Source organism: Bartonella sp. B1099 (assembly GCF_944801835.1).
GTDB lineage: Bacteria > Pseudomonadota > Alphaproteobacteria > Rhizobiales > Rhizobiaceae > Bartonella.
This window is the reverse complement of sequence record NZ_CALYLN010000002.1, coordinates 56,205-69,216: the sequence shown is the minus strand read 5'-3', so window position 1 is coordinate 69,216 and position 13,012 is coordinate 56,205. Positions and strand designations below refer to the sequence as shown.

Genomic DNA, 13,012 nt, shown 5'->3' with positions numbered 1-13,012 from the left:
TTAATATAATCAAAACGAACAGCAATTAAATCTAAAAAACAGCTGTATGTTTTCTCTGTAAGAAGACTTCAATATGAGGAAGCAATATTTTCAATGCATGATATAAACAAAGCAACAAGGCTTTATTTTACTCTCTACAACAGAAAATTTGTAATAAATTATAATCATTAAATCTAGTATCTAATGAAATCACGCCCGACGTACAAAAATAGAATGTTCCAAACAGAACTTGATGTATGCGAAAAAGTTTTAATTGATTCAACATCAATATAAGATGGTTTGAAACAATTGAATGTTGCAATATTTTAATCTCTCATTTAAGTTTCAAAAGGATAATTATCATTTATAAATCAATATAACCCGTAAAAAAATAATTAGAGTCATTTTCTGTTGCTCTGAACAAAAGAGTTTTTTTTAATAGAGTTTTTTAATACTCCTCATAGATACATATGATCCCAATCGGATGGACGCATCTCGCCAGTTTGATAAAATTGACGAATGAGTTTAATATAATGAAGAAAGTCTTTATTTTCATCCACTAGTCTATTAGCGGTATCCCAATCAATATCACTCCGTTCTTTAGCTGGAATTATGATCTCACTCTCGGAAGCATTTTCCTTGTCGAGCCTTATAAATCCAATCCCATGCAAACTTGAAAGCATCCGAAGCTCTTTTAATGTATCAACACCTTCAACTTCACTAGCAACTAAATAACTGAAATTAGCCCACGAAGAATTACTCACTGTTTGAAAAAATGCTTTTCGTAAATTTGAACGATTGATGAGAATTTTGACTTCAAAAGACCAGAGCTTTGTCTTTTTATCAAAATATTGCAAAACGCACTCTTTGATTTCACGGTTCCACTCTTTACTTAAATCTTGTATCCCAACGAGATCTGGATAAAGCCATTTATTCCCACCGGCACTATGTTTATTACAAGAACGTTTCTCATTAATACGCTTACTGTAAACTGCAAGTTCTGACCATAAAAATTTAGATAATAATGGATAAAGATCATACTCTTTAATAGAGGCATTTTCTATTCTACTCTCTGTATTGTCTTCTACTGCATCAATTTCAGCTCTATCTGATTGTTCTGTAAAATAATACTGCCGTGGTCGTCCTTCAGTGGTTTTAATTTCTGGATAACGCTTTTGTAATTGAGGTCTCTGAGATCCTATTTCTGCGACAATTTGCTGGATAAGAGCTGTATCATTTTTAAGAGGAGTAACTGTTGCCGTTGAACGCTTTTGTTTTTGGTGGCATTTTTCTGGATAATTTTCAAATATCCATTGAGCAATTTCTCGCGCAGTAAATTTTTTTGTTGGGTTTTTCTTTAAAAAATTAAAAACAGTGTTTGTTAAATTCAAAGTCATATGTAGAATCGTTCCCTTTTATCCTCTAGATATCCCACTCTATTCAGATTTTTCAAAAGAAAAAACCATAAACTGTTTAAGTTTTTTTCATATAAAAAAAGTAAGATTGTTTTTTATCAAAAATATCCTGAGATGATATTTGATGCAAAGCATGATAAGACTTTTCAAGATCTTCTAATAAGATGCGAGGTTCCAGTTTGGGGTGTTTCCCTTTTCCAATCCAGTTAAGTTCTAATTTTGGTTTATTATAATGCATGTGATCGTTTTTAAATCCAACTGTTTGCGAAAAACGATGTACTCATGAACAGTATTGTTAATACCATCCGACAGCAATTTGCGCTTCTTCTGACATACACTCAGGTGTCCACGGTGGATCAAAAGTCATTGTGACTTCAACATGCGAAACCCCTTCAACGGCACTGACAGCATTTTCTACCCATCCTGGCATTTCACCGGCAACAGGACAGCCTGGCGCTGTAAGAGTCATTTCAATTTTTACTGAACGATCATCTTCAATATCAATACGATAAATCAGTCCTAGCTCATAAATATCAGCAGGAATCTCTGGATCATAAACTGTTTTAAGAGCAGCAATAATATCATTCGTCATACGATCAATTTCGTCTGCGGGAATTGCTGATATGTAAGATTTTTCATTTTCGCTTACAATTTTAGCAGATTCTGTAGAATGACGCTCTTCTATTAACTCACCCATTAAAAAATGTCCTTGTTTCTTTTAATGCTTCGACTAATTGATCTATATCCTCTTGAGTATTATACATGGCTAACGATGCACGACAAATAGATGTTAAACCAAAATGCTGTAATAAAGGCTGCGCACAATGAGTTCCCGCACGGATTGCAACTCCTTTTCTATCAATAAACATAGCAATATCATGAGCGTGAATCCCTTCAATTACAAATGATATAATAGCGCCTTTATTAGGAGAGCTACCATAAATACGCAATGATTCAACGGTTTTAAGCTTTTCATGCGCATAAGCTGAAAGGGACATTTCATGGGCATGAATTGTACGGAGACCTTTCTCTTGTATATAGTCAATAGCCGCAGCTAATCCAATAGCTTCAACGATAGGAGGTGTACCTGCTTCAAAACGATAAGGAGGAGCATTATAAAGAACCTTATCGGTTGTTACCTCCTCGATCATTTCACCTCCTCCTTGAAAAGGACGCATTTCCTCTAACCGATGTTCCTTACCATAAAGAACACCAACACCTGTGGGACCATAAAGCTTATGTCCTGTAAAGACATACCAATCACAATCGAGATCTTGTACATCAACGGTTAAATGTATTGCTCCTTGAGAACCATCAACAAGAACAGGAATAGAATTTTGATGTGCTTGCTTAATCATCTCTTTAACAGGAGGTACAGTCCCTAATATATTAGACATATGTGTTATAGCGACAAGCCGCGTTTTTTCACTTAAAGCCTTTTGGAAATCTTCAATATGCAGAACCCCATTTTCATCAACAGGCACAAAAATAAGTTTAATCCCTTTTTGTTCACGCAGAAAATGCCAAGGGATGATATTTGCATGATGTTCCATGATCGTTAGAACAATCTCATCACCTTCCTTGAGTTTGGGCATCGCCCAACCATAAGCAACCGTATTAATCGCTTCCGTTGCATTTTTCGTAAAAACGATTTCTTCAGTTTTTTGAGCATTTAAAAAAAGACGAACAGTTTTACGAGAATTTTCATAGGATTGTGTTGCTGCATTGGCTAAAAAATACATTCCCCTATGCACATTAGCATAACGATAGTGATAATAATTATTCATTGCATTGAGTACTGATTGTGGTTTTTGAGCAGAAGCACCACTATCAAGATAGGCTAATCGCTTTCCATAAAATTGATGATGCAAAAGAGGAAAATCACGTCGAATTTCATCGACATTATAATTGAATGTTTGTACGTCATTTTCCATTTTTTCTCTCTTAAACATTTTTTTCAAGCCATTGACCAATGATATTCTCCAAAACAGTCTGGATATTCTCTTGCTGGATGTCATCAATAAGCTCGGCAATAAATCCTTTAATCAAAAGAGCACGAGCCATTTTAAAAGGAATACCGCGCGCCATGAGATAGAAAAGATAATCATGATTAATATTAGCAACTGTCGCGCCATGACCGCAGGCAACATCATCGGCAAAAATTTCCAGTTCAGGCTTTGCATTAAATTCTGCATCATCTGAAAGGATAAGGCTATTGCAAGCCATGCGTGCATCTGTTTTTTGCGCTTTTTGAGCAACACGTATGATGCCTTGAAAAACACCCACAGCCTTATCTGTAACAACATTGCGTATAATTTCAGTTGATGTTGAATTTTCTTCCACGTGACGAACAGTCATTGTAAGATCACTATGGGTTTGTCCTGATAGTAAATTTATAACACGTAATTGAAAATCAGATTTTTCTCCCTGTAACTCAATATCGACTTCCTGACGATTGAGTTGACTCCCTATATTAATGACATAAAGTGATAATTTTGCTCCTTGAGCAAGAACGGCACGCAATCGACCAAACTGCGTAGAATTACAACCACGATTGCGAATAAGAATCCATGTAACTTCACTATGAGCGGCAATATTTAATGAAAATATTGAACTGACAAAGGTTTCTTGATCATTGCCAACCTGATGTTCAATAAACATAACTTGACTATTTTTATCAACTTTTATGTCTGAAAAAGTATGAGATTGCCCTCCCATTTGTATATTTTGTAATTCAATGGGCCTATTTAACTTTGTATTTTCAGGAATGTGAAAAAGCCAACCCTCTGTAACGAAAGCTGTATTTAATTGCCCAATAAAATCCTCATCAGAAATGTTTTGATCTATCGGTACAGAATTGTCTTCTAATGCATCTGAAAGGCGTTTTACTGTAATCTTGTCGACCTTTGACTGCGCCGCTATTTTTCCATTGTTCATGGAAAAAACAGCGCTTTCTGAAAGTAATGCATCAACCGATTGATTGTCTTGGTCTTTTGAAAAATCGCTCACAGACTTCAGTAACGTGCGCAGATTGGTATAATGCCAATTTTCGATTTTACGAGAAGGAAGACGTGTTGTTTGAAACTGATCAATAGCTTTCTTGCGGATTGCTTTCACAGCTTTATCACCCGGTAGGTCATTGATATACTGATTAAATTTACTAAGTAAATCCTCTTCAACCGCTAATAAGTTTTGCTGTATCTTCATAATACCCTCAAACCGCCTCCTTGATAAGGTCAGCATACCCATTTTGCTCTAAATAAAGCGCTAAGGATTTGTCTCCGCTTTTAATAATTCGTCCTTTATAGAGAACATGTACCGTATCAGGAATAATATAATTAAGTAGCCGTTGATAATGGGTAATCACCAAAAATGAACGTTTTGAATCCCGAAGTTTATTAACACCATCTGCAACAATTTTTAATGCATCAATATCTAAACCAGAATCCGTTTCATCTAAAATGCAAAGTTTAGGTTCAAGAAGTGCCATTTGTAAAATTTCAGCGCGTTTTTTTTCTCCCCCTGAAAAACCTACATTTAATGGACGTTTTAGCATATCCATATCGATTTCAAGTTTCGCTGAAACCTCTTTAACATATTTTATAAATTCAGGAATTTTAAGCTCTTCATCACCACGTGCTTTGCGTTGAGAATTCATTGCGACTTTTAAAAATTCCATCGTCGCCACCCCTGGTATTTCCATTGGATATTGAAATGCAAGAAAAATACCATATGCAGCACGTTCTGCTGGATCCATTTCTAAAATTGATTGGCCATTATAGAGAATATCGCCTTCTATTACTTCATAATCATCACGACCAGCTAGCAAATAAGACAAAGTTGATTTTCCGGCACCATTTTGTCCCATGATCGCGGCAACCTCTCCATCTTGAACCGTCAAGTTTAAACCACGAATAACTTCTGTATCAGTCCCGGCAATGCAGGCGCGTAAATTTTTTATCTCTAACATCATTAAATCCTGTTTTGGCTGTTTTTTTCAGATACCAATGCGTAGTATTTTGCCTTAACATCCATCTCTTTCGTAATCACCATAAAGGTCATTTTTTACATTATTTTCTACTGTTACAGCCTTTTTGCATCAAGTCTTCGATTTCTCTCATTAAATAAAATTATCCAACACTTCCCTCAAGGCTAATACCAATAAGCTTTTGTGCCTCAACAGCAAACTCCATGGGAAGTTTTTGAATAACTTCTTTTACAAAACCATTGACAATTAATGCTATTGCCTCTTCTTCGGAAATTCCTCTCTGCATAACATAAAAAAGTTGGTCATCAGAAATTTTTGATGTGGTGGCTTCATGTTCAAATTGAGCTGTTGCGTTTTTTGCTTCAATATAAGGCACTGTATGTGCCCCACAATCATTCCCGATTAACAAACTATCACATTGTGTAAAGTTACGTGCATTTTGTGCTTTTCGATGGGCTGTGACTTGTCCTCGATAAGTGTTATTTGAAAAACCAGCAGAAATGCCTTTGGAAATAATACGACTGGAGGTATTTTTTCCTAAATGAATCATTTTTGTACCGGAATCAATTTGTTGGTAACCGTTTGCAACAGCAATAGAATAAAATTCTCCACGCGCATTATTACCACGGAGTAAACAGGATGGATATTTCCAAGTAATCGCAGAACCAGTCTCAACTTGTGTCCATGAAATTTTAGAGTTATGTCCTCTACAATCTCCACGCTTCGTCACAAAATTATAAATACCGCCCTTTCCCTCTTTATCGCCAGGGTACCAGTTTTGTACTGTAGAATATTTAATCTCTGCATTTTCAAGTGCAATAAGCTCAACGACAGCAGCATGAAGTTGGTTTTCATCACGTTGGGGAGCTGTACACCCTTCAAGATAAGAAACATAGGAATCTTCAGCAGCAATAATCAATGTTCGCTCAAATTGCCCTGTATTGCGTTCATTAATTCTAAAATAAGTTGAAAGCTCCATAGGACAACGAATCCCTTTGGGAATATAAACAAATGAACCATCAGTAAAAACAGCTGCATTTAAGGCTGCATAATAATTGTCCCCTACTGGTACAACTGTTCCCAAATATTCTTTAATAAGCTCAGGATGTTCAATAATTGCCTCTGAAATAGAGCAAAAAATTACACCAGCACGGGCCAACTCTTTTTTAAATGTTGTCACAACCGAAACAGAATCAAAAACCGCATCAACAGCCACCTGCCCCGATACAGACACACTGTCATCAAAAGTAGAAGGATCAGACTGTTTTCTTACCCCTGCTAAAATCTCTTGTTCCTTAAGAGGAATACCAAGTTTTTCGTATGTTGCTAATAACTCAGGATCCACTTCGTCCAAAGATTTTGGTCCCGTATGATCTTTAGGAGCAGCATAATAATAAAGCTCCTGAAAATCAATTTTAGGATACTCAAGACGCGCCCAATGAGGCTCTTGCATTGTCAGCCAACGACGGTAAGCTTGTAAGCGCCATGTTAACATCCATTCAGGCTCATTTTTTTTAGCAGAAATAAATTTAATAATATCTTCATTTAAACCTTTCGGCGCTTTATCCGTTTTAATTTTCGTTTCAAAGCCATATTTATATTGGTCAACATCTATTTCACGGACTTGGCGTATCGTTTCTTGTACTGCCGGCATAAATCTTCTCCATTTTTTGGCATCAAAAACCGGTAACTAAAAGTCTTGTTTTTACAAAATTAAAATTAAGCAAGTTATTTCTTAAGGCTATAGCCAAAGTGCTAAAATTTCAATCAAAGTTATTTTATTTTTTAAAATAATTCTAATTTTTATAATTTTCTCATGATAAAATTTCATCCTTTTTTCTGCTTATCATTTGAGAAAAAAACAATAGAAAATCATCAATATCTTCAAAGGTTGTATCACGACCCAGCGAAATGCGAATGGCACCATTTGGAACATGATACCCCATTGCTTCCAATACTTTGCTTTGTTTTACTTTTCCCGAAGAACAAGCAGAACCAGCTGATACAGAAAATCCTTCTAAGTCAAAAGCAATTTGCATGGTTTCAGCTTTTATATTTTTCACTGTAAAGTAAGTTGTATTTGGCAAACGTTGAACTCTTTTTCCAAAAATTTCAATATTTTGACTTATTTTTTGGAGTCCATCTTCTAATTTATTACGTAAATATAGTAACTGTTTTATTTCTTCCTGTGTGAGACAATCAGCCATTGCTGCTCCAAAAGCAGCAATAAGGGGCAATGCTTCTGTTCCTCCACGTAAGCCTTTTTCTTGTCCCCCTCCGATAATAAGAGGATATGGCATAAGGAGATTGCCACATGAAACAAAAGCCCCAACTCCTTTAGGACCACCAACTTTATGGGCAGATAGTATAAAAAAATCTCCTCCTAGCTGATTAATATCAACAAAATTTTTATCGATATATTGTGATAAATCAACAATAAGAGTACCGCCTAAATCACGAACAATAGCCACTATTTCTTTTAACGGTTGAATAACGCCCGTTTCACTATTTGCAGCTTGAATAGCAACAAGAGGTAAACCTTTTGTCTTATCGTGAGCCCTTAAGAGTGATGTTAATTTATCTTGTTGAATAAGCCCATCTTGATCAACAGCAATGACACTTATCATTTCTCTAGAAAAACGTCCTCCCTCTGCAACAGAAGGATGTTCAGTCGCTCCGAGATAAAGATGAGAAAATTGAACCTTTGCATTCCCCATCGTATAAAAGGGTGTTAACAAAGTCATTGCTGCTTCACTCGCACCAGAGGTAAAGACAACATTATCCGGATCTGTTTTAAGATTTTCAGCGATTTGTCGACGCGCCTTTTGCAGTAAAGTTTTAGCAGCACGCCCTTCCTTATGAACAGATGATGGATTACCAAATATCTCTAAAGATTCCAGTAATGCCATCCGCGCCTTTTTTTTGAGCGGTGTTGTTGCGTTATGATCAAAATATCGGCGTTTTATAACCATTTTACATCGCAATCATGAATCTTATGAATTGATGAAAAAAATAGCGCAATTTTCTTGAAAAGTGCACTTAAAAAAGAATATCTAATGATTATTTAAGAGATTCTATGGTAAAAGTCGACCAAGGTCAATGAGAGCCTTTATAGCATTTAAGGAGCATTTATTTTATGCCAGAAATTATTTTTAACGGTCCTGCGGGTCGGCTCGAAGGGCGTTATCAACCTTCCCAACAAAAAAATGCGCCCATTGCGATCATTTTGCATCCTCATCCTCAATTTGGTGGAACGATGAATCATAAAATTGTTTATGATCTCTTTTATATGTTCCAACAACGTGGCTTTACAACTCTCCGTTTTAACTTTCGTGGTATTGGTCGCAGTCAGGGGGAGTTTGATTATGGAATAGGAGAACTTTCAGATGCTGCAGCAGCTCTCGATTGGGTGCAAACACAACATCCGGACTCTAAAAATTGCTGGGTGGCAGGATATTCATTTGGAGCATGGATTGGTATGCAGCTTTTAATGCGTCGACCGGAAATTGAGGGATTTATCTCTGTTGCCCCTCAGCCTAATGTTTATGACTTTTCATTTCTTGCACCTTGTCCCTCCTCTGGGCTTATCATTCATGGTGGTATTGATAAAGTCGCCCCCCCAAAAGACGTTCAAATGCTTGTCGATAAATTAAAAACACAAAAAGGTATCATCATCACACAAGAAATACTGGAAGGGGCTAATCACTTTTTTAGTGGATGCCATGAAGAACTTATTGAACGATGTGCCCACTATTTGGATAATCATATTACCGATGAATTTCTCGCTCCCCCTCCTGAAATACTTTCACTCACTTAGGAAAACACAACAGATTTATAAAAAAGTCAGCAAAAGCCATCTCTGATCATAACAAAGTGATTTTTTTAGACTGTATTTGCGATTTTTCTAAATTTTATTTCAGGATAGAAATAAGGATAAAAGAGTGTCTTTTTTATTTACTGGTTTCCGTTAAATTCCCTTTTTAAGCGTAAAAAGGGAATAATATTATTATCTTCATTACCAATATGTCTGCTTCTCTTGTGATATATGTCATTTATGGTAGATAAAGCATGAATGATCCATTATATAATCATCTATTATATAAAATGATTGCCCTCTTAAAATTAGGAAATTAACTCTGTGTCTGCCTTTAAATCTGATTTTTTACACATTATGAGCGAACGTGGTTTTATCCACCAAATTTCGGATGAAAAAGGCTTAGATGATCTTTTTTCAAAAGAAACTGTCAGTGCTTATACTGGATTTGATCCAACAGCTTCAAGCTTACATGCTGGAAGTCTTCTTCAGATTATGATGCTTTATTGGCTACAAAAAACGGGCCATCGCCCCATTGCTTTGATGGGCGGAGGGACAGGATTGATCGGTGATCCTTCCTTTAAAGATGAAGCACGACGGCTGCTAACACAAGATGATATTGCAGCCAATATTGATGGTATTAAAAAGGTATTTGCTAACTATTTGACGTTTGGTGATCGAGAAAGCGATGCTTGTATTGTGAATAATGCTGCATGGTTGTGCAATTTAAACTACTTAGAATTTTTGCGTGATGTAGGAAAACATTTTTCTGTCAACCGTATGTTATCATTTGATTCTGTTAAACTCAGACTTGAGCGTGAACACTCTTTATCCTTCTTAGAGTTTAATTATATGATTCTGCAAGCTTATGATTTTGTTGAACTTTATAAACGTTACGGACTGCGTATGCAAATGGGAGGGTCTGATCAATGGGGCAACATTATTAACGGAATCGAATTAGGGCATCGTTTAGGAACACCACAATTATATGCATTGACATCACCATTGCTGACAACCTCTTCTGGTGCCAAAATGGGTAAATCATTGAATGGAGCTATATGGCTTAATGCCGATATGCTTTCACCTTATCAATTTTGGCAATATTGGCGCAATACAGAAGACGCTGATGTAACACGATTTTTAAAGCTCTATACCACATTACCCATGGATGAGATTCTTAAACTTTCTCTCTTACAAGGGACTGAAATTAACGAAGCAAAAAAAATTCTTGCAACAGAAATTACCGCAATGTTGCATGGGCGGACTCTTGCCGATGCAGCCGCAGAAACTGCCCGCAAAACATTTGAAGAAAAAACACTTGGAGAAAATCTTCCAACAGTTGAAATGAACGCAATAGAATTAAAAACGGGTGCTGGATTACTCTCTCTTTTAGTAAAAGCAGGACTTGCAAAATCAAACAGTGAGGCGCGCCGTCATATTCAAGGTGGAGGGATACGTGTTAATGATCAAATCATAAAGGATGAAACACACCTTATTATTGAAAAAGATGTCACGACAGAAGGAATCATTAAACTTTCTTTTGGTAAGAAAAAACATGTATTGATCAAACCTTTATAATCTATTGATGTCTCATTCATTCTATAGATTTTTCTCCCATGAGAGTGATGTTTCTTACGCCTTCTTTAATCATTTTTTATTGAGCTTTTATGAAAGAATAATTTTTATATGATAGCGAAAAATCTTTGAAAATTTTATTCTAGAGAGTTGAAACTTTATTCCTTCTCTGTATGCTACATCATTGATCTTTTCACTCAAAAAGAAAGATAAAACATGACAAAATCAATGAAAGGGATTCTTGCTCCTGATTTTAACTTGCCACGCGATGGAGGAGAGATAGTCTGTCTTTCTGACTTTAGAGGTAAACCTGTTGTTTTATATTTTTATCCCAAAGATGATACGAGTGGATGTACAAGCGAAGCTCTTGATTTCACGAAATTAAAGACGAAATTTGATGAAATCAGTGTTGCTGTTATTGGCATTTCTCCAGATAATGTAAAAAAACACGATAAATTTAAAGAAAAACATGGACTTGATGTCATTTTGGTTTCCGATGAAGAAAAAACAACCCTTGAAGCTTATGGTGTTTGGGTAGAAAAAAGCATGTACGGACGCAAATATATGGGTGTCGAACGAAGCACTTTTTTAATTGATGAAAATGGAAAAATTGCAGAAGAATGGCGCAAAGTGAGCGTATCAGGACATGCTGAAAATGTTTTAGCTGCTGCAACGCTTTTACACCGTCATGATGGTGTATAAAATGTATACTTTTAGAAGCAACAGAATCCCTCCCCAATAGATTTTATTTTTCCAACGGATTTAGTTTTTACAATATGTTTATTTATAAGAATAACTGGATTATTTATTTTTTTAATTAATCTTCCTGATATTGTAAATTTTCTTCTTTCAGATTTTTCTTATCTTAAATGAATCAAAAAAATTCACTTGTTCCTGTCATAAGCAGGATTGACTTGTGAGAAAAGACTTTGAAAAAAAGGACAATAATATGTATCTTTCACCTATCAAGGGCTATCGATACACCACAACATTCATAAAACGAGCAATTTAAGAAAATAAATCTGCACAGTTTGAAGGTGGAATATATCATTAACGAATATCCTCAACTTCTTTGTCTTTTCCATAAATACGCTGAGAAAGTGCGGACTCTATAAATGCATCTAAGTTTCCATTAAGGACGGATTGTGGATCAGTATTTTCAATCCCTGTACGTAAGTCTTTTACAAGTTGATAAGGTTGAAGAACATAAGATCTAATTTGATGTCCCCATCCGATTTCTGTTTTAGAAGATTCAACAGCATTGCTTTCTTCTTCTCTTTTTTTGAGCTCCTCTTCATAAAGACGGGCACGGAGCATTGACCAAGCGGTGGCGCGATTTTTATGCTGAGAGCGCTCCGTTTGGCATTGAACAACAATACCTGTTTTTATATGTGTAATGCGAACAGCAGAATCTGTCGTATTAACATGTTGTCCTCCTGCTCCCGATGCACGATAGGTATCAATACGCACATCTGCTTCTGAAACATCAACTTCAATATCATCATCAATAACAGGATAAACCCAAATGCTTGCAAAAGAGGTATGGCGCTTTGCATTTGAATCAAATGGAGAAATTCGTACCAAGCGATGAACACCTGATTCTGTTTTTAACAATCCATAAGCATTATGCCCTTTTACAAGAATCGTCGCTGACTTTATTCCTGCTTCTTCTCCATCATGAATTTCTAAAACTTCAACCTTCATTTCATGCTGTTCAGCCCAGCGCATATACATACGCAACAACATAGAAGCCCAATCTTGGCTTTCTGTTCCCCCTGCTCCAGCATGAACTTCTAAATAGGTATCATTAGGATCAGCCTCTCCTGAAAGAAGCACATCAATTTGCTTTTTATCGATCTCACTTTTAAGATTACGTATTGAATTTTCCGCATCGGCGATAATTTCAACATCACTTTCTTCTTCGCCCATTGCAATGAGTTCAATACATTCTTCAAGTGTTTTTGTAAATAATAAAAGACCATTGATTGAATCATCAAGACGTTGGCGCTCACGCATCATATCCTGTGCTTGTTGTGCATCATCCCAAAGTGTAGGATCTTCTGCTTTTTGATTAAGATATTCGAGACGCTTTAGTGATTGATCCCAGTCAAAGATGCCCCCTTAGCAACTGAATTGCTTGTCGGATTTCATCAACTAATGTTTCTATTTCTGCTCGCATAATTTAACACCGTATTTTTTTACACTCTTTCTGGTTATGTCCTTAGTTTTTATACAAATTTA

Annotated in this window: 11 protein-coding genes; 3 read left to right on the top strand and 8 right to left on the bottom strand. The window is 36.0% G+C overall.

Annotated elements, in window-relative coordinates:
* Nucleotides 1-437: 437 nt before the first annotated feature.
* The 7 genes from NNJ73_RS06575 to NNJ73_RS06545 form a co-directional block, all read right to left on the bottom strand.
* Nucleotides 438-1,376, bottom strand: a complete 939-nt coding sequence (locus NNJ73_RS06575; RefSeq protein WP_254493324.1) for a COG2958 family protein — start codon at nucleotides 1,374-1,376, stop codon at nucleotides 438-440.
* A 313-nt stretch (nucleotides 1,377-1,689) separates the two neighbouring features.
* On the bottom strand, nucleotides 1,690-2,091 hold the full coding sequence (locus NNJ73_RS06570) for an SUF system Fe-S cluster assembly protein (RefSeq protein ID WP_254493322.1): 402 nt from the start codon (nucleotides 2,089-2,091) through the stop codon (nucleotides 1,690-1,692).
* Nucleotides 2,084-3,328: a cysteine desulfurase gene (locus NNJ73_RS06565; RefSeq protein ID WP_254493320.1), complete on the bottom strand. Its 1,245-nt coding sequence runs from the start codon at nucleotides 3,326-3,328 to the stop codon at nucleotides 2,084-2,086. Before NNJ73_RS06565 ends, NNJ73_RS06570 begins: the two co-directional genes overlap by 8 nt.
* A 10-nt stretch (nucleotides 3,329-3,338) precedes the next feature.
* On the bottom strand, nucleotides 3,339-4,601 hold the full coding sequence (gene sufD / locus NNJ73_RS06560) for a Fe-S cluster assembly protein SufD (protein WP_254493318.1): 1,263 nt from the start codon (nucleotides 4,599-4,601) through the stop codon (nucleotides 3,339-3,341).
* A 7-nt stretch (nucleotides 4,602-4,608) separates the two neighbouring features.
* The gene (gene sufC / locus NNJ73_RS06555; protein WP_254493316.1) at nucleotides 4,609-5,364 is read right to left on the bottom strand and encodes a Fe-S cluster assembly ATPase SufC; all 756 of its coding nucleotides are present in this window, start codon (nucleotides 5,362-5,364) and stop codon (nucleotides 4,609-4,611) included.
* A 160-nt stretch (nucleotides 5,365-5,524) separates the two neighbouring features.
* Nucleotides 5,525-7,036 carry a Fe-S cluster assembly protein SufB gene (gene sufB / locus NNJ73_RS06550; protein WP_254493314.1) on the bottom strand — a complete coding sequence of 504 codons (1,512 nt, stop codon included), beginning with the start codon at nucleotides 7,034-7,036 and terminating at the stop codon, nucleotides 5,525-5,527.
* Between the two features lie 160 nt (nucleotides 7,037-7,196).
* Complete coding sequence (locus NNJ73_RS06545) at nucleotides 7,197-8,354, bottom strand: cysteine desulfurase family protein (RefSeq protein ID WP_254493312.1); 1,158 nt, start codon at nucleotides 8,352-8,354, stop codon at nucleotides 7,197-7,199.
* 164 nt (nucleotides 8,355-8,518) lie between these two features.
* Between NNJ73_RS06545 and NNJ73_RS06540 the strand changes: the two genes are divergently transcribed.
* The 3 genes from NNJ73_RS06540 (at nucleotide 8,519) to NNJ73_RS06530 (ending at nucleotide 11,473) form a co-directional block, all read left to right on the top strand.
* Nucleotides 8,519-9,199: an alpha/beta hydrolase gene (locus tag NNJ73_RS06540; RefSeq protein WP_254493310.1), complete on the top strand. Its 681-nt coding sequence runs from the start codon at nucleotides 8,519-8,521 to the stop codon at nucleotides 9,197-9,199.
* Nucleotides 9,200-9,520: 321 nt separating this feature from the next.
* Nucleotides 9,521-10,774 (top strand): tyrosine--tRNA ligase, encoded by a 1,254-nt coding sequence (gene tyrS, locus NNJ73_RS06535; RefSeq protein ID WP_254493308.1) that lies wholly within the window; start codon nucleotides 9,521-9,523, stop codon nucleotides 10,772-10,774.
* A gap of 213 nt (nucleotides 10,775-10,987) precedes the next feature.
* Nucleotides 10,988-11,473 carry a peroxiredoxin gene (locus tag NNJ73_RS06530; protein ID WP_254493306.1) on the top strand — a complete coding sequence of 162 codons (486 nt, stop codon included), beginning with the start codon at nucleotides 10,988-10,990 and terminating at the stop codon, nucleotides 11,471-11,473.
* A 348-nt stretch (nucleotides 11,474-11,821) separates the two neighbouring features.
* On the opposite strand, the gene prfB is transcribed toward NNJ73_RS06530, so the two are convergent.
* A protein-coding gene (gene prfB, locus NNJ73_RS06525; protein ID WP_254493304.1) for a peptide chain release factor 2 occupies nucleotides 11,822-12,950 on the bottom strand; the annotation gives its coding sequence in 2 pieces (ribosomal slippage) (nucleotides 11,822-12,880 and nucleotides 12,882-12,950; 1,128 coding nt in all).
* Between the last annotated feature and the right edge of the window lie 62 nt (nucleotides 12,951-13,012).